The organism is Streptomyces decoyicus (assembly GCF_019880305.1).
Lineage (GTDB): Bacteria > Actinomycetota > Actinomycetes > Streptomycetales > Streptomycetaceae > Streptomyces > Streptomyces decoyicus.
In genome coordinates, this window is the sequence record NZ_CP082301.1 from 5,254,416 (window position 1) to 5,270,059 (window position 15,644).

General features: G+C 71.6%; 16 protein-coding genes. 8 read left to right on the forward strand and 8 right to left on the reverse strand.

What is annotated here, in order from left to right; translation table 11 throughout:
• Positions 1–10: 10 nt before the first annotated feature.
• The 4 genes from K7C20_RS23235 (at position 11) to K7C20_RS23250 (ending at position 4,211) form a co-directional block, all read left to right on the forward strand.
• Positions 11–1,153: an ABC transporter permease gene (locus K7C20_RS23235; protein ID WP_053209454.1), complete on the forward strand. Its 1,143-nt coding sequence runs from the start codon at positions 11–13 to the stop codon at positions 1,151–1,153.
• Positions 1,150–2,430 carry an ABC transporter permease gene (locus K7C20_RS23240; protein ID WP_053209440.1) on the forward strand — a complete coding sequence of 427 codons (1,281 nt, stop codon included), beginning with the start codon at positions 1,150–1,152 and terminating at the stop codon, positions 2,428–2,430. Before K7C20_RS23235 ends, K7C20_RS23240 begins: the two co-directional genes overlap by 4 nt.
• A complete protein-coding gene (locus K7C20_RS23245) occupies positions 2,427–2,843 on the forward strand; it encodes a cytidine deaminase (RefSeq protein WP_030087048.1) in 417 nt (138 codons plus the stop codon). Before K7C20_RS23240 ends, K7C20_RS23245 begins: the two co-directional genes overlap by 4 nt.
• Positions 2,844–2,933: 90 nt before the next feature.
• Positions 2,934–4,211, forward strand: a complete 1,278-nt coding sequence (locus K7C20_RS23250; protein WP_053209439.1) for a thymidine phosphorylase — start codon at positions 2,934–2,936, stop codon at positions 4,209–4,211.
• Between the two features lie 142 nt (positions 4,212–4,353).
• Here the strand turns inward: K7C20_RS23250 and K7C20_RS23255 are convergent, their stop codons facing one another.
• A complete protein-coding gene (locus tag K7C20_RS23255; RefSeq protein WP_030087052.1) occupies positions 4,354–5,679 on the reverse strand; it encodes an MFS transporter in 1,326 nt (441 codons plus the stop codon).
• 62 nt (positions 5,680–5,741) lie between these two features.
• Here K7C20_RS23255 and K7C20_RS23260 point away from each other — a divergent pair, with 62 nt between their 5' ends.
• The gene (locus K7C20_RS23260) at positions 5,742–6,758 is read left to right on the forward strand and encodes a LysR family transcriptional regulator (protein ID WP_409351317.1); all 1,017 of its coding nucleotides are present in this window, start codon (positions 5,742–5,744) and stop codon (positions 6,756–6,758) included.
• Between the two features lie 27 nt (positions 6,759–6,785).
• On the opposite strand, the gene K7C20_RS23265 is transcribed toward K7C20_RS23260, so the two are convergent.
• Positions 6,786–7,604, reverse strand: a complete 819-nt coding sequence (locus K7C20_RS23265) for an alpha/beta hydrolase (RefSeq protein WP_030087054.1) — start codon at positions 7,602–7,604, stop codon at positions 6,786–6,788.
• 103 nt (positions 7,605–7,707) lie between these two features.
• Between K7C20_RS23265 and K7C20_RS23270 the strand changes: the two genes are divergently transcribed.
• Positions 7,708–8,868, forward strand: a complete 1,161-nt coding sequence (locus K7C20_RS23270; RefSeq protein ID WP_030087056.1) for an adenosine deaminase — start codon at positions 7,708–7,710, stop codon at positions 8,866–8,868.
• Between the two features lie 141 nt (positions 8,869–9,009).
• Positions 9,010–9,279, forward strand: a complete 270-nt coding sequence (locus K7C20_RS23275) for a hypothetical protein (RefSeq protein ID WP_053209437.1) — start codon at positions 9,010–9,012, stop codon at positions 9,277–9,279.
• Positions 9,280–9,464: 185 nt separating this feature from the next.
• Here K7C20_RS23275 and K7C20_RS23280 read toward each other — a convergent pair whose 3' ends face one another.
• From K7C20_RS23280 to afsQ1, 5 genes are all read right to left on the reverse strand, one after another.
• Positions 9,465–9,674, reverse strand: coding sequence for a PspC domain-containing protein (locus K7C20_RS23280; protein WP_030087060.1), 210 nt, complete (start codon positions 9,672–9,674; stop codon positions 9,465–9,467).
• A 45-nt stretch (positions 9,675–9,719) separates the two neighbouring features.
• Positions 9,720–10,235: a VanZ family protein gene (locus tag K7C20_RS23285; protein ID WP_209443957.1), complete on the reverse strand. Its 516-nt coding sequence runs from the start codon at positions 10,233–10,235 to the stop codon at positions 9,720–9,722.
• Between the two features lie 131 nt (positions 10,236–10,366).
• On the reverse strand, positions 10,367–10,999 hold the full coding sequence (locus K7C20_RS23290; RefSeq protein ID WP_053209436.1) for a hypothetical protein: 633 nt from the start codon (positions 10,997–10,999) through the stop codon (positions 10,367–10,369).
• Positions 10,996–12,795: a sensor histidine kinase gene (locus K7C20_RS23295; protein ID WP_053209435.1), complete on the reverse strand. Its 1,800-nt coding sequence runs from the start codon at positions 12,793–12,795 to the stop codon at positions 10,996–10,998. Before K7C20_RS23295 ends, K7C20_RS23290 begins: the two co-directional genes overlap by 4 nt.
• Entirely contained in the window at positions 12,792–13,469 is a 678-nt protein-coding gene (gene afsQ1 / locus K7C20_RS23300; RefSeq protein ID WP_048830120.1) for a two-component system response regulator AfsQ1, read from the reverse strand. The genes K7C20_RS23295 and afsQ1 overlap by 4 nt, the downstream gene beginning before the upstream one ends.
• Before the next feature lie 226 nt (positions 13,470–13,695).
• Between afsQ1 and K7C20_RS23305 the strand changes: the two genes are divergently transcribed.
• Positions 13,696–14,523: a SigE family RNA polymerase sigma factor gene (locus tag K7C20_RS23305; RefSeq protein ID WP_030087065.1), complete on the forward strand. Its 828-nt coding sequence runs from the start codon at positions 13,696–13,698 to the stop codon at positions 14,521–14,523.
• Between the two features lie 252 nt (positions 14,524–14,775).
• On the opposite strand, the gene K7C20_RS23310 is transcribed toward K7C20_RS23305, so the two are convergent.
• The gene (locus K7C20_RS23310) at positions 14,776–15,495 is read right to left on the reverse strand and encodes an ATP-binding protein (protein WP_409351318.1); all 720 of its coding nucleotides are present in this window, start codon (positions 15,493–15,495) and stop codon (positions 14,776–14,778) included.
• Positions 15,496–15,644: the final 149 nt, after the last annotated feature.

Here is a 15,644-nt window from a genome sequence, read left to right on the forward strand (position 1 = left end):
GAACCCCACCGTGGAAGCCATCGCCAGGAGCGCCACCCGGGACAAGGTGATCCTCGCGATCGCCGCGCCCGTCCTGGCCATCGTCGCCGCGATTGTGATCTCGTCCCTGGTCTTCCTGGCGTCGGGCGAGAATCCGTTCCGGGCCTACGGGATCATGGCCGATTACGGCCACTACAGCGACAGCCAGGTCTGGATCATCAACAAGGCGGTGCCGTACTACCTTTCGGCACTGGCGGTCGCCATCGGCTTCCGGATGAACCTCTTCAACATCGGCGTCGACGGCCAGTACCGCCTGGCGGCCTTCGCGGCCGCCGCGGTCGGCGGGGCCATCGCCCTCCCCGGCGCGATCCAGATCATCCTGCTCATCGTCATCGCGATGCTGGTGGGCGCGATCTGGTCGGGCATCGCCGGTCTGCTGAAGACGACCCGTGGCGTCAGCGAAGTGATCACCACGATCATGCTGAACGCGATCGCCGCCTCGATCATCGGCTACTTCCTGCAGGACGGCCGCCTCGCCATCAAGGACGGCAACCTCCTGCACACCAAGTTCCTCCCGGAATCCAGCCACTTCTTCTCCTTCCCGACCCACCCCAAGCCGGTCCTCGGCTTCGTGGTGATCGCGGTGCTGGCCGGTGCGCTGTACTGGTTCGGCATCAACCGCACCCGCTTCGGCTTCGACCTGCGCGCCGTGGGCGCCTCCGAGTCGGCCGCCGAGGCCAGCGGTGTCAGCGTCAAGCGCATGGTCGTCAGCAGCATGCTGCTGTCGGGCGCGGCGGCCGGCCTGGTCGGCATGCCCACCCTGCTCGGCGAGTCCTTCCAGTACGGCACGGACTTCCCGGCCGGTATCGGCTTCACCGGTATCGCCATCGCGCTGCTCGGCCGCAACCACCCCGTCGGCATGGCCTTCGGCGCCCTGCTGTGGGCGTTCCTCGACCGCACCGGCTCCCGGCTGGAGTTCGAGGGCTACGCCCAGGAAATCGTCGGCGTCATCCAGGGCGTCATCGTCCTGTGCGTGGTCATCGCCTACGAGATCGTGCGCCGCTACGGGCTGAACCTACAGCAGCGCAAGGTCGGCGAGGAGCTGGCCGCCCTGTCCCGCACGACAAACGCCGACAAGTCCGGCAAGAGTGACAACCCGGAGGTGTCGGCGTGAGTACGGACCTCAAGTCCGCGACCAAGCTCGCGGTCCCAGGAAGGGGCGGCCGGCGCAAGCTGACCTACCCCTGGATCCTGCTGATCATCGCCGTCGGCCTGGTCGCCGTCTCCGCCCTCCGGGCCGTCACCGGCGCCGGGGACCTCACCTCCACCGGCCAGTTCGGCGCCGCGCTGAGCGCCGCCGTACCGATCGGCCTGGCGGGTCTGGGCGGACTGTGGTCCGAGCGGGCCGGCGTGGTCAACATCGGCCTCGAAGGCATGATGATGCTCGGCTCGTTCGCGGCCGGCTGGGTCGGCTGGCAGCACGGCCCCTGGGCGGCGGCCGCGGCCGGCATCCTCGGCGGCGCGCTCGGCGGCCTCATCCACGCCGTCGCCACCGTGACCTTCGGCGTCGACCACATCGTCTCCGGTGTCGCGGTCAACATCCTGGCGCTCGGTGCCACCCAGTACCTGGCCACCCTGTGGTTCGGCCAGGAGGGCAGCGCGGCCATGGCGGCCGGCGGCAACGACAAGCAGTCCCCGCCGATGCCCGACATGCCGACGTTCACAGTCCCCGGCCTGTCGGACTGGCTGAACTCCCTGGAGGGCCACCACTGGTTCCTGGTCTCCGACGTCGCCGGCATCCTCGGCGCCGCGGTCACCAACGTCTCCTGGCTGACCCTGCTCACCATCGCCCTGTTCATCGGCACCTTCTACGTACTCTGGCGCTCCTCGTTCGGACTGCGGCTGCGCTCCTGCGGCGAGGCCCCCATCTCGGCCGAGACTCTGGGCGTCAACGTCTACTCGTACAAGTACGCGGCGGTGCTGGTCTCCGGAGCCCTGGCCGGCCTCGGCGGTGCCTTCCTCTCCATCGGAGTGCACTTCTACCAGGACGGCCAGACCGGCGGCCGCGGCTACATCGGTCTCGCCACGATGATCTTCGGCAACTGGCGGCCGGGCGGCGTCGCGATGGGCGCGGGCCTGTTCGGCTTCATGGACGCCATGCAGCTGCGCAGCGGCGGCCCGACCGTCCATGCGCTGCTGCTGGGCCTGGCCGCGCTCCTCGCGGTGCTCGCCCTGCTCCGGCTGCGCGCCGCCAAGCGCGCCCAGGCCGCGGTGTCGGCCGTCGCCGCCGCCGTCCTCATAGGGTGGTACTTCCTGGCCGACACCGTTCCCCTCGAACTGGTCGAGGCGAGTCCCTACATCGCCACCCTGCTGGTGCTCGCCCTCTTCTCCCAGCGGCTGCGGCCGCCGAAGGCGAACGGCAGGCCCTACCGCCGAGGACAAGGCGCATGACACCACCGGTGCCGGTCGACTGGACCGCACTGCGCGCGCAGGCCCGGGACGCGATGTCCCGGGCCTACGCCCCTTACTCCGGCTACCCCGTCGGCGCCGCCGCCCTCGTGGACGACGGCCGCACCCTCACCGGCTGCAACGTCGAGAACGCCTCGTACGGCCTCGCCCTCTGCGCCGAATGCGCCCTGGTCTCCGCCCTCTTCACGGGCCGGCCCGAGCACGGCCCGACCCCCCGCCTGACCGCCTTCACCTGCGTCGACGGCACCGGCGGCCTGCTCGTCCCCTGCGGCCGCTGCCGCCAACTGCTGTGGGAACACGGCGGCCCGGAGCTGCTGGTCGACACGGCGTCGGGCATCCGGCCGCTGTCGGAGCTGCTGCCGGATGCGTTCGGCCCCGGCCACCTGGCCCCCTGACGCACGAGGTGTGGCCGGATCCCGTCCGGTCTGGCCACCCTCGTGTCTATGCGTGTAGAACGGGAGTTACCCGTTCGAAAGGAACCCTCCATGGACGTCATCTCCGTCATCCGCGCCAAGCGCGACCGCGGCGTGCTGACCCCCGATCAGATCGACTGGGTCATCGACGCCTACACCCGCGGCGAGGTCGCCCATGAGCAGATGTCGTCCCTGGCGATGGCCATCTTCCTCAACGGCATGAACCGCACGGAGATCGCCCGCTGGACGGCGGCGATGATCGACTCCGGCGAGCGCATGGACTTCTCGTCCCTGCCGCGCCCCACCGCCGACAAGCACTCCACCGGCGGCGTCGGCGACAAGATCACCCTGCCGCTGGCCCCGCTCGTCGCCGCCTGCGGCGCGGCCGTCCCGCAGCTCTCCGGCCGCGGCCTCGGCCACACCGGCGGCACCCTCGACAAGCTCGAAGCGATCCCCGGGTGGCGCGCGACCCTCTCCAACGCGGAGATGCTGAACGTCCTGCGCGAGGTCGGCTCCGTCATCTGCGCCGCCGGCGACGGCCTCGCCCCCGCCGACAAGAAGCTCTACGCGCTCCGCGATGTCACCGGCACCGTCGAGTCCATCCCCCTGATCGCCTCCTCCATCATGTCCAAGAAGATCGCCGAGGGCACCGGCTCCCTCGTCCTGGACGTCAAGGTCGGCTCCGGCGCCTTCATGAAGGACCTCGACAACGCCCGCGAACTGGCCTCCACCATGGTCGAGTTGGGCACCGACCACGGCGTCAAGACGGTCGCGCTGCTCACCGACATGGCCACCCCGCTCGGCCTGACCGCCGGCAACGCCCTCGAAGTCCGCGAATCCGTCGAGGTGCTGGCCGGCGGCGGCCCCCAGGACGTCGTCGAGCTGACCCTGGCGCTGGCCCGCGAGATGCTCGACGCGGCCGGCCTCAAGGACGCGGACCCGGCCAAGGCCCTGGCCGACGGCTCCGCCATGGACCACTGGCGCCGCATGATCGCCGCCCAGGGCGGCGACCCCGACGCGGCCCTCCCCGTGGCCCGCGAACAGCACGTCGTCACCGCCGCCTCCTCCGGCACCCTCACCGCCCTCGACGCCTACGCCGTCGGCCTCGCCGCCTGGCGCCTGGGCGCCGGCCGCGCCCGCAAGGAGGACCCGGTCCAGGCCGGCGCGGGCATCGAACTCCATGCCAAGCCCGGCGACACCGTCACCGCCGGCCAGCCCCTGCTGACCCTGCACACCGACACCCCGGAGAAGTTCGGCTACGCCCTGGAGGCCCTGGACGGCGGCGTCCTGGTCGGCCCCGAGGACGCGGCCTTCGCCGCCACTCCGGTGGTGCTCGAACGTATCGCCTGACCTGCGCCCGCGGCCGGAGGCCGCTGAGGACGCGGCTCGTATGGGTGAAGGGGCCCGGGGGCCCATGATCACCCCCGCACACGGACGAAGGGCCCGCCCCACCAGGACAGGTGGTGGGACGGGCCCTTCGGACTGAGGGGTGCTACGCGGCCTTCTCCAGGTGGAGGAGCCGGCGTTCGGCCACGGCCTTGCGGGTGGCGTAGAGGGTGATCGAGGCGGCGCCGACCATCGCCGCGAGGCCCAGGAGGACGGTGCCCTCCCAGCCGACGGCGTGGAAGGCGGCGGCGCCGAGTGCGCCGCCCAGGCTGCTGCCGACGTAGTACGCGCACTGGTACAGCGCCGACGCCTGTGCACGGGCCGTCTTGGCGGTGCGGCTGACCGCGGACGAGGCGACCGCGTGGCCCGCGAAGAAGCCCGCGGTGATCAGGATCAGGCCCGCCAGCACCGCGGCGACGGAGTCGGCGAGGGAGAGCAGCAGGCCCGTGGAGGTGGTGCCGACGGCCAGGTAGAGGGCGCCGCGGCGGCCCGTACGGGCGACCAGCGTGCCGGCCGCGGCCGAGGAGACCGTACCGACCAGGTAGACCACGAAGATCGAACCGACAATGCCCTGCGGGAGGTTGAACGGCTCGGAGACCAGTCGGTAGCCGATGACCGTGTAGACCGCGCCGAAGACCGTCATGAACAGGCCGCCGATGGCGTAGAGACGGCGCAGCAGAGGGTCGGCGAGGTGGTTGCCGAGCGTACGTGCCAGCGCCCGCGGGCCCACCGAACGGGGCGCGAAGTGCCGGGCCTTGGGGACCAGCAGCCGGAACGTCACCGCGCACACCACGGCCAGCACACCCACCGCGGCCAGCGCGGCCCGCCAGCCCCAGGCCTGGGCGACCCAGCCGGTCACGATCCGGCCGGACATCCCGCCGATGCTGTTGCCCGCCACGAACAGCCCGATGGCCGCCACCAGCGCCTTGGCGCGTACCTCCTCGGCCAGGAAGGCCATCGCCGACGCCGGCAGCCCGGCCAGCGCCACGCCCTGGATGCCGCGCAGCGCGATCAGCACACCGAGCGACGGGGCGAACGGCACCAGCATCGCGATCAGCGCGGCGACCGAGAGGGACAGCGTCATCAGCGTGCGCCGGCCGAAGCGCTCGGAGACCGCGCTCAGCGGGATCACGCCGAGGGCCAGGCCGAAGGTGGCCGCGGACACGGTCCAGCTCGCCTGGTCCGGGCTGACCCCGAGGTCACCGGAGATCGCGGGCAGCAGTGCCTGCGTGGAGTACAGGAGCGCGAAGGTCGCCACTCCGGCGGCGAAGAGGGCGAAGCTCATCCGGCGGTAGCCGGGGCCGCCCGGCCGCAGCTTGCCCGACTCGGGGTCGGGCGCGGCGGAGGAAGCGGAGGCAGAGGAGTCGGTGGACGACAGAGGAGAGGCGGCCGCACGGTCGGTGACGGACGCCCCGGTATCAGCGGGAGGCATGTTTCGAAGGTAGGCCGCCCAGTTTCATGCGTCCAATGCATGGAAACGCCATAATCGATGCTGTGACACATGACCGCAGGTTGCAGGGGCTCCTGTTGCAAGGTCGCAACAGAAAAGACATTGCCGGGTCGAGGCCCGTTGGCGCGGAAGTGGGGGAGGCGGCCGAGCTCGGTGTCGACTCCTGGGCGGTGATCCTCGCCCCGCGGCTCGCCCAGTTCACCGCCGTCGCCCGGCACGAACACGTCACCCGCGCCGCGCAGGAGCTCGGTATGCCGCAGCCGACGCTCAGCCGCGCCCTCGTCCGCCTGGAGGACGACCTCGGCGTCGCCCTCTTCGCCCGGCACGGCCGCACCCTCTCCCTCACCCCGGCCGGCCGCGCCTTTCTCGCCTCCACCGAGCGGGCGTTGACGGATCTGGAGCGGGCGACGGAGTCCGTACGGGCCGATGTCGACCCGGCCGCGGGGAAGGTGGCGTTCGGCTTTCTGCACACGCTCGGCCCGGAGACCGTGCCCGGCCTGATCCGCAGCTTCCGCGCCGACCACCCGCGCGTCCGCTTCCAGCTCGTCCAGAACTACGGCGAGGCAATGATCGAGCGCCTGCGCGCCGGCGACCTCGACCTGTGTCTGACCTCCCCGGTCCCGGACTACCCCGACCTGGTCGCCCGCCGGCTCGACGAACAGAAGCTGCGCCTGGTCGTCCCGGACGACCATCCGCTGGCCGGGCGCAAGCGGGTCCGGCTCGCGGAGGCCGCCGGCGAGCTGTTCGTCACCCTCGAACCCGGCTACGGGCTGCGCCGGATCACCGACGCGCTGTGCGCCGAGGCGGGCTTCACCCCGCGGATCGCCTTCGAGGGGGAGGAGGCCGAGACGCTGCGCGGGCTGGTCGCGGCCGGCCTGGGTGTCGCGCTGCTGCCGCCGCCCGCCGTGCCGCGCCCCGGGGTCGCCGAGCTGACCGTGACGGCGCCGCGCGCGGTCCGCGAGATCGGCGTCGCCTGGCTGGACGGCCACCCGGACACACCCCCGGTCGCCGAGTTCAAGAAGTTCCTGCTGAGCCGGCGGGGGAAGTTGTTGCCCAGGTGACGGGCGCGGTCCTGGGGCGGACGCCGCTCAGTGCCGCAGCGACGCCCCGAAGCCCGCGGCCAGCGGCATCCGCAGGCCCAGCGGTGGTGGTGCGGCCAGGGCGTCCTTCACGGGTCTGGAGTAGCCCCGGGCGAACAGGGAGCCGAGCATGAAGTCGGCCGCCAAGGCGAGGACTTCGGCGCGGTGCTGGTGCAGCGAGTGGCCGTCGGAGTGCACCTCGAAGCGGCAGGTGTCGCGGTTGATCTTCTTGGCCCGCTCGGCGTAGCGGTAGGACAGATCGGGGTCGGTGCGTTCGTCGTTGGTGCCGTGGACGAGCAGGACCTGCCGGCCGATGAGCTGTTTCACCGGATCGGGCGGCCCGTCGTTCTCGCCGGTGTCGGGCAGCCAAGGGGCCAGTGCCAGTACGGAGTTGACGGCGGGGTGGCCCGCGGCGTGCAGAGCGGCGCGGGCTCCCATGCCCGTGCCGACGAGGCAGACCGGGACATCGCCGTAACGGCGGACCACTTCGTCCAGGGCCCAGGTGGTGTCCCGTGCCGGATGCGCGTCAAGACCGTTCCAGCCGCTGCACCGGTAGCGCACGACATGGGCCGTCAGGCCCTCGGGGCGGCCCGCCTTCGCCAGCCGGACGGCCAGCGGACGCACCGCCAGCGCCGCCACCGGCGACGGCCGCCGCACCCCGGTCGGCCCGCCCCCGGGCAGTAAAAGCGCGACCCCGCTCACCTCCCGGCCGGCGCCCCGGCCGCTCCCGCTCCGCCACCGGAGCGCCTCGCGCGTGCCTTCCTTGCCGGCCGTTCCCAGCGGTTTTCCCAGCCGGGCCTCGCGCACCGGCAGTGCTTGCTGAGCCATGACCAGAACGATGGCAGAAGGCGGCCTGCCCGCCACCCCATGGACGGGTCACTGTTACGTATCGTTCGATGAGATCTACGCGCGTAGGGGCTAGAGTGCCGAAATGACGAGCGAGACCACCACACTCCCGACCAGTGAACAGATCCGCCGTGCCCCCAAGGTGCTGCTCCACGACCACCTCGACGGCGGCCTGCGCCCCGCCACCGTCGTCGAGCTGGCCCGCGAGAACGGCTACGAGGGACTGCCCGAAACCGACCCGGAAAAGCTCGGGATCTGGTTCCGTGAGGCCGCCGACTCCGGCTCGCTCGAGCGCTACCTGGAGACCTTCGCGCACACCTGCGCCGTCATGCAGACCCGCGACGCACTGGCCCGGGTGGCCGCCGAGTGCGCCGAGGACCTGGCCGCCGACGGTGTGGTCTATGCCGAGGTCAGGTACGCGCCCGAGCAGCACCTCGAACAGGGTCTGACCCTCGAAGAGGTCGTCGAGGCGGTCAACGAGGGCTTCCGCGAGGGCGAGCGACGGGCCCGCGAGAAGGGCCACCGCATCCGCGTCGGCGCCCTGCTGACCGCCATGCGGCACGCCGCCCGTTCCCTGGAGATCGCCGAACTCGCCAACCGCTACCGGGACACCGGCGTCGTCGGCTTCGACATCGCGGGCGCGGAGGCCGGTTACCCGCCCACCCGCCACCTCGACGCGTTCGAGTACCTCAAGCGGGAGAACAACCACTTCACCATCCACGCCGGGGAGGCCTTCGGCCTGCCGTCCATCTGGCAGGCCCTCCAGTGGTGCGGCGCCGACCGCCTCGGCCACGGCGTCCGCATCATCGACGACATCGAGGTCGCCGACGACGGCTCGGTCAAGCTCGGCCGGCTCGCCTCGTACGTACGGGACAAGCGCATCCCGCTGGAGATGTGCCCGACCTCCAACCTCCAGACCGGTGCGGCCCCCTCCTACGCGGAGCACCCCATCGGCCTGCTGCGCCGACTCCAGTTCCGGCTCACGGTCAATACCGACAACCGGCTGATGAGCGGCACGAACATGTCCCGGGAATTCGAGCACCTGGTCAAGACATTCCGATACACGCTCGATGACATGCAGTGGTTTACAGTCAATGCGATGAAATCAGCGTTCATTCCTTTCGATGAACGTCTGGCGATGATCAATGACGTCATCAAGCCGGGTTACGCGGAGCTTCGGGCCGAGTGGCTGTTCCGTCCGCACGGTGCAACTGCCCCTGTGAGCAGTGGTTCTGACTCTGTGTGAGCAGCAGCGCGAGCCTATAGCGCAACGGCCGGTGGAATGTCCACCGGCCGTTTTTTCTTTCCTCGTGGCTGTTTGCGGCGCCGGTTTCGGCCTCGCTAGGTTGATTCGCCGGTCAAACCCCCATCACGAGGACGTAATTCGATGAAGCAGGGAACCATCAAGACTCTCGGTACCGTCGCGCTCGGTGCCGCTTTCGTCGTCACCGCTGCGGGCGTCGCCAGCGCGGCCCCGGCGGCCGGCTCCTCCGACACCACCGGGGTGCTGAAGAGCCTGCCGGTGAAGGACGCCGCCAAGACCGTCTCCGGGCTCACCAAGTCCAAGCCGGCCGGCAACGACGTGAAGACCAAGCTGAACTCCCACGGCAACAAGCTGCTGGGCGGCCTCCAGCCCGGCAGCCTCCTCGGCGGCTGACGCGGCCCGTCCCCCCGGGACGCCCACTGCGCCTGCCCCGGCCGTACGCCCTTGCGCGTACGGCCGGGGCATCGTCATGTGCGGCCGGGAGCCGGGAGCCGGGAGCCGGGAGCCGGGAGCCGGCCGGCGGGGCGGCAGGGCGCCGGGTCAGCGGCGCGCGCCGGGCGGCCGGGCAGCCGGGTGGGTCACCAGGCGGCGGCGCCGGTGGCCTTCTCCTCGGAGGGGAGGAGTATCCACAGCGCCAGATAGAGCAGGAACTGCGGGCCGGGAAGCAGACACGAGACCACGAAGAGCACGCGCATCGTCGTCGGCGTCGTACCGAAGCGACGGGCCAGGCCCGCGCACACTCCGGCGATCATTCGGTTATTGCGGGGGCGGACCAGTGCGGCGGCCATGAGGACGGCTCCTTTTCGACTCGGTGGGGCGTTTGCCCCGATGTCTCAAAGGTAGGTCCGGCTGCCGGAGAGAGCGTCAGCCTGCGGGGCCAGTTCAACCCTGGGGATTCTCGGGGTCGTGTCCCCGAGATGCCCGTACCGGCGGCGCAGCCGGCACCGTGCCCCGGGGACGACCGCAAGGTGCACCACGGCGACCCCGAGAGTGCCGAGGAGCACCGAGTCGATGTCGGGGACCCGGCCGGGCACCCCTGACTGAAGCAGCTCGATGGCCAGCGCGATCATCGCTCCGGCGAAGGCGGTACGGGTCAGGGACACCAATGGCGAAACGTTCAGTCGGCCTGCCGAGAGGGGCAGCAGCGCACCCAGAGGCGCCAGCAGCAGCACCGATCCGCCCAGATGCTGTACGACCTCCCACGACGGGCCGCGTGCCAGCTCGGCCTGGATCGTCGCCAGCGGTTCGAGATTCGCGGCGGGTACCCACGGCACCGTACGGGGGCGCAGCGTCAGCCAGCCGACGATCAGTAGATGCGCCACGAGGAGGAGAAGTCCGGTGACGCGCATGCGGGGGGCGGCTGTGGTGCCGGGGCCATGACGCTGCACACAGGCCAGGACGCCAGGAGCGGCGGCCTCGGTTCCGCCCAATTGCGCCCGTCTTGGCCCGTCCCCGTTCGCCCCCGCCGTGGCGCCCCGTCTCACTCCTCCTCCGACTCCTCCGACAACGGGTCCCCCCACCCGGCGTTCTCCGCGATATCCGGATTGGCCAGCACATCCGCCGAGCAGTCGTAACGGTGCGCCGTATCGTCGCCGGGCCCGCCCAGCACCGCCGCATGCCCACGGCCCAGCGCCGGGCTCGCGCCGTAGGTGCACACCAGCTGCGCCAGCGCGAACGACGGCAGGTCGTCGGGCCGGATGCTCAGCCGCAGCGCATCCGCCCGGTCGCCCGCGCGGGGCCCGGAGACCTTCAGATCCTGCGGCAGCGCGCTGCTGAAACCGGCCTTCTCCTCGTCCGGCGACGGCTTGCGCTGGAGCTCGTGGAGCAGCGCACGTGCGGTCGGCAGGCGTGGGTCGTCGGCCCCGGACGGCGGCGGCACGGTCCGCTCCACCTGGGCCAGCGCCGAGCCGCACACCAGATACACGGCGGACTGTGCGCCGTCACCGGACGGGCTCGGCGACGACTCGTCCCCCGGGGCCTTGCAGCTCACCCGCGAGGGCGCGCCGCCCGCGTCGACAGGTACGGACGTGCCCCGGATCCCGCAGCCCGCGACGGCGAGCGCGAGCGCCGCCACGGCGGCCCCGCGCCGTCCTATCCGCCTGCTGGACCTCATCGTCCGCCCTCCGTGCCCTCGTCGGCCGGGCCGTCCGCGCCGCCGTCCCTCCGGTCGCCGCCCGCCAGCGGCGAGGCGTCCATCGGCAGCCGCAGGGTGAAGACCGCGCCGCCCTCGGGCAGATTGGCCGCGGTGATCTCCCCGCCGTGGATATGCGCGTTCTCCAGCGCGATCGACAGGCCCAGACCGCTGCCCTCCGACCGCGGCCGGGAGGCGCTCGCCTTGTAGAAGCGGTCGAAGACATGGGGGAGGACTTCTTCGGGGATGCCGGGGCCGTGGTCGCGTACGCGGATCACCAGCGTCCCGCTCACCGGCCGCTCCGTGTCCGCCGTCCGCCCGGACCGATCCGGAGGGCCGTCGCCGGCACCGCCGGCCGGTCCGCCGTCCGCCTCGGTCCCGGCCGGAGCGCCCGGCCCGCCGGCGGCGCTGACGGCCGTGCTGCCCGTCCTGCCGCCCGCGTCGTCGCCCGTCACGTCTTCGGTACGCACCGAGACCCGCACCGGCGAGCCGCCGTGCTTGAGGGCGTTGCCGATCAGGTTCGCCAGGATGACGTCCAGCCGCCGCGGGTCCAGCCGGGCCACGGTGCCGCGGTCCGCGTCCAGCTCGACGGCGTCCAGCCAGGCCCGTGCGTCGATACAGGCGGTCACCTGGTCCGCGACGTCGACCTCGTCCAGCACCAGCCGGGCCGTCCCCGCGTCGAAGCGGGTGACCTCCATCAGGTTCTCCACGAGGTCGTTCAGCCGCCGGGTCTCGCTGACCACCAGCTGCACCGCCGGCGCGATCATCGGGTCGAGGGAGTCCGCCTCCTCCTCCAGCACCTCGGAGACCGCGGTGATCGCGGTCAGCGGCGTCCGCAGCTCGTGCGACATATCGGCGACGAACCGCCGGGACGCCGCCTCGCGCCCGCTCAGCTCCTCGACCCGCTGCTCCAGACGCTCCGCCGTGCGGTTGAACGTCCGGGAGAGATCGGCGAGTTCATCCGTGCCGGTCACCCGCAGCCGGGTGTCCAGACGCCCCTCGCCGAGCTGTCGCGCCGCATGTCCCAGCCGCTGTACGGGCCGCAGCACCGTCGTCGCCGCGGCCTGCGCCAGCAGCGCCGAGCCGACCAGCGCGAGCGCGGTCGCGATGCCCAGCGACCAGGCCAGCGAGTTGAGGTCCTGCCGCTCGGTGGCCAGCGACTTCATCATGTAGCCGGTGGGCCCGCCGCCGATCACCTTCGCCCCGGCGACGAGATAGGGACTGTCCCCGACCTGCTTGCGCTGCCAGTAGAGATGGTGCGAGTAGCGGTTGGAATCGTCGACCGGGCGCACCTCGTCGACCGCGCTGCGCAGCGACGTCGGCACGTTCTTGAGCGTCAGCAGGTCCTTGTTCGTGGTGGCCGCGCAGTCCTTGCCGTCGCGGTCCACGCCGATCAGCAGCACCGCGTAGTTCTGTGGCCCGCCCGCCATCTGCCGTGCCGCGTCCTGGAGTTCGGTGCACCGCGGACGCAGCGGCAGCGACCGCGTACTGTCCTCCAGCGACTTGCGGAAATCCTTGAGGACGGCGTTCTGGGTGCGGTCCAGAACGGTGTTGCGGTTGAGCCAGTACGCGATGCCGGACGCGGAGACCGCCGCGGTCAGCGCCACCAGCGCGAAGACCACGACCAGCCGCAGCCGCAGACTGGTCCAGCGCAGCAGCCCCGACGCGCGCCCCAGCATCCGCAGCACCCGCCGGCCGGCCGCGCGCGCCCCGCCGCTCCCTCTCCCGCCACCGGTGCTGTCATCCGTCGTCGCGCCGCCCGTGGCACGCTCCCTCACTGCGGGGAGTCCAGCCGGTAGCCGACGCCACGCACCGTACGGATCAGGGTCGGGGAGGACGGTACGTCCTCCACCTTCGCGCGCAGCCGCTGCACACACGCGTCCACCAGGCGCGAGTCGCCGAGGTAGTCGTGCTCCCACACCAGCCGCAGCAACTGCTGCCGGGACAGCGCCTGACCGGGCCGGCGGCTCAGCTCCAGCAGCAACCGCAGCTCGGTCGGTGTCAGTTGCAGATCCTCACCGTTCTTGGTGACCGTCATCGCCGACCGGTCGATCATCAGCGAGCCGAACGTCGCCGAATCGCTGGACTCACGCTCGCCACGGCGCAGCACGGCCCGGATCCGGGCGTCCAGCACCCTTCCCTGCACCGGCTTGACGACATAGTCGTCGGCTCCGGACTCCAGCCCCACCACGACGTCGATGTCGTCGTTACGCGCGGTGAGCAGGATGATGGGCAGCTGGTCCGTACGCCTGATCCGCCGGCACACCTCGAAACCGTCGATGCCCGGCAGCATCACATCCAGCACGATCAGGTCCGGGCGCTGCTCACGCAGCAGCTTCAGGCCGTCCTCGCCCGTCGCCGCGGTCACCACACGGTGACCTTGGCGGGACAGCGAGAGTTCGAGGGCCGTGCGGATGGCGTCGTCGTCCTCGATCAGCAACAGGAAAGGCACGTCAGCCATTCTGGCCCATGGGACGCCGGGAGATCGACCAGTGGCGCTCTCGTACACAAGGCCCACGCGTGTGAGACCCCCGCGACGCGCCGTACCGGCCCCTGTGACAGGCCTGTGACAGTCGGCGGACAACGCGATGAAACTGGGTTGGCAGTCTTTGGGGCATCGGGAGAGATCAACACCCGAACACACCGAACAAGCTGGGCTCTACGACGGGGGGCGCGAGATGAACACACTGCACGGCACCACTACCAGCGCAGTTATCACGCGACTCCATGACGTCGTCAGGGCCAACGAGAAGTCCGGTGTCGGCGGGGGCACCTCCCTCGGGGGAGGTCGGGGGTGCGCTCGCGGCATCGGGCGTCAGCGGCCGCCGTACATGGTGGCCATCGACGCCACGACGGTCACGCTCGACGGGGCCGACGGGGAAAACCGGGGGCACGGGGGCAACGCCGCCCACGGGGGAAACAACGGGGGAGCGGAGTACGGGGAGGCCACGGGGGAACGGCGTTCCCCGGCGGAGACGGCGGAGGCCGAAGCGGCCTTCACCGCCTACGTCCAGGAGCGCCGGTCCTCCCTGTACGCCACCGCCTACCACCTGACCGGTGACCGCTACGAGGCCGAGGACCTGCTCCAGAGCGCGCTGTTCTCGACCTACCGGGCGTGGGACCGGATCAGTGACAAGGCGGCGCTCGGCGGCTATCTGCGCCGCACCATGACCAATCTGCACATCAGCGCCTGGCGTCGGCGCAAGCTGAACGAGTACCCGACCGAGGAGCTGCCGGAGACGGCGGGCGACGTGGACGCGATGCGCGGCACCGAGCTGCGCGCCGTGCTGTGGCAGGCGCTGGTCCGGCTGCCCGAGACGCAGCGCACGATGCTGGTGCTGCGCTACTACGAAGGCCGTACGGACCCGGAGATCGCGGACCTTCTCGGCATCAGTGTCGGCACGGTGAAGTCGAGCATCTGGCGCGCCCTGCGCCGGCTGCGCGAGGACGAGGTCCTCAGCTTCGGCCGTGACCGGGAGGAGTCCTTCGGCGAGTTGGTGGCCTGAGGGATCGGGGGGACCTGAGGGCCGGGGGCCCGAGGGGGAACCGGGGGGAACGCCCGAGGGGAAAAGGGGATACGGGGGAACCGGCGGCAACGGGGTAATCCGCTCAAGCCGGACGTATCGGGGGATACGGGGGGAAGTACGGGGGCGTACGGGGAAGAGGAAGCGGGTTCGGGCGGCCGGGGGGTCTGCCCGAACCCGCTTCTTCGTATGCGCCGTGGCGGCCTGGAGTGCGGCCGCGGCCAAAACCGCCCGTCAGGAACGTACGGCCGAGCCCGCCCCGTCCGCCGCCCGCGCCGCCGATATCCGGGCCAGCGCCTCCGGCTTGGCGCAGGGGTGTGCGCCCAGCGCGGTGTGCCGGGCGACGATCGACCGCTCGCTGCGCAGCAGTCGCAGCCCCCGGCGTACGAGATAGGGGGCCGACTTGCGGCCCTCGCGCAGATCCCGTGCCAGCCGGCGGCGGAAGGTGGTGGTGGGGCGGCCGCGCAGACACAGCGCGTCGGCCAGCAGGCCTGCCGCGCGGCACTGTGCGATGACATCGGCGGCGAAGACGCCCTCCGCGATGAACAGCGGGGCACCGCCGAGGTCGAGCCCCGACGCGCCGACCCGGGCGCTGGCCGCGATGTCGTAGACCGGAACGTCGGTACGCCCCGTACGGCACAGCGCATCGATGGCGGCGACCGCGGCTACGGCGTCCCAGGACAGCGGCGCGTCCCAGTCGGCGCCGCCGCCGTCGGGCAGTTGCGGCAGGGTCGGGTCCGTCGCCTCCTTGTAGAAGTCGTCGAGACGGAGGACGGGCAGTCCACTGCGTGCGGCCAGGGACGTCTTGCCGGAGCCCGAGGGGCCGGTCAGCAGGATGACCCGGGCGGGGGTTCCTCCCCGCTCATGGAGGTCCCCCCGCTCGGGCGGAGCCGGGAGCGGGGGAGGGGCCGAGAGCGTCGGGGAGGACGGCGGGGTGCAGGAGTGGGAGCTCACGGGCACCCATTGTCGCGTATGGGGCCGTGTGGGGTACCCCTGGCGCGCGAGGTGGATCGGCCATCCCCGCCTCAACTACGCTACGCAGTCAATCGATTACCCGACTGCTCTCGCTCGCACAGCACTTCGACCGCTTCGATCCACAGGCA

What these genes read in the sequence shown, in the direction of transcription:
- K7C20_RS23275 (WP_053209437.1), top strand. Translation starts at nt 9,010, where the DNA reads ATGAAGCAGGGAACCATCAAGACTCTCGGTACCGTCGCGCTCGGTGCC.
- K7C20_RS23280 (WP_030087060.1), bottom strand. Translation starts at nt 9,674, where the DNA reads ATGGCCGCCGCACTGGTCCGCCCCCGCAATAACCGAATGATCGCCGGA.
- K7C20_RS23250 (WP_053209439.1), top strand. Translation starts at nt 2,934, where the DNA reads ATGGACGTCATCTCCGTCATCCGCGCCAAGCGCGACCGCGGCGTGCTG.
- K7C20_RS23245 (WP_030087048.1), top strand. Translation starts at nt 2,427, where the DNA reads ATGACACCACCGGTGCCGGTCGACTGGACCGCACTGCGCGCGCAGGCC.
- K7C20_RS23285 (WP_209443957.1), bottom strand. Translation starts at nt 10,235, where the DNA reads ATGCGCGTCACCGGACTTCTCCTCCTCGTGGCGCATCTACTGATCGTC.
- K7C20_RS23290 (WP_053209436.1), bottom strand. Translation starts at nt 10,999, where the DNA reads ATGAGGTCCAGCAGGCGGATAGGACGGCGCGGGGCCGCCGTGGCGGCG.
- K7C20_RS23265 (WP_030087054.1), bottom strand. Translation starts at nt 7,604, where the DNA reads ATGGCTCAGCAAGCACTGCCGGTGCGCGAGGCCCGGCTGGGAAAACCG.
- K7C20_RS23270 (WP_030087056.1), top strand. Translation starts at nt 7,708, where the DNA reads ATGACGAGCGAGACCACCACACTCCCGACCAGTGAACAGATCCGCCGT.
- K7C20_RS23255 (WP_030087052.1), bottom strand. Translation starts at nt 5,679, where the DNA reads ATGCCTCCCGCTGATACCGGGGCGTCCGTCACCGACCGTGCGGCCGCC.
- K7C20_RS23305 (WP_030087065.1), top strand. Translation starts at nt 13,696, where the DNA reads ATGAACACACTGCACGGCACCACTACCAGCGCAGTTATCACGCGACTC.